Here is a 348-nt window from a genome sequence, read left to right on the forward strand (position 1 = left end):
GGTGCGGGCCATGCTCGGCGTCCTCGGCCTCGACCCGCTCGACGAGCGGTGGGCGGGCGAGTCCGACCGCAGCGAGGACCTGCACGGCGTGGTCGACAGCCTCGTCCGCCTGGTCCTGGACCAGCGCGAGGCCGCCCGTGCCCGCAAGGACTGGGCGACCGCCGACGCCATCCGCGACCAGCTCACCCAGTCCGGCCTCACCGTCGAGGACAGCCCCCACGGCCCACGCTGGACCCTCAGCCAGCGCTGAGCACCGCCCATCCGGCGTGAACACGGATGAGGTCGCGGACCGCGCCACGCCCGGCCAGGGCCCAGACCCTCAGACGCCATCCGCTTTCCGAACGTGGT

At 74.1% G+C, this 348-nt stretch carries 1 protein-coding gene; it reads left to right on the top strand.

Annotation, left to right across the window (positions count from 1 at the left end):
* The coding region (locus BIV23_RS44615; protein ID WP_425443589.1) for a CysS/YqeB C-terminal domain-containing protein at positions 1-250 on the top strand (250 nt) is incomplete at its 5' end.
* Positions 251-348 lie beyond the last annotated feature (98 nt).

This window comes from Streptomyces monashensis (assembly GCF_001866665.1).
GTDB classification, from domain to species: domain Bacteria; phylum Actinomycetota; class Actinomycetes; order Streptomycetales; family Streptomycetaceae; genus Streptomyces; species Streptomyces monashensis.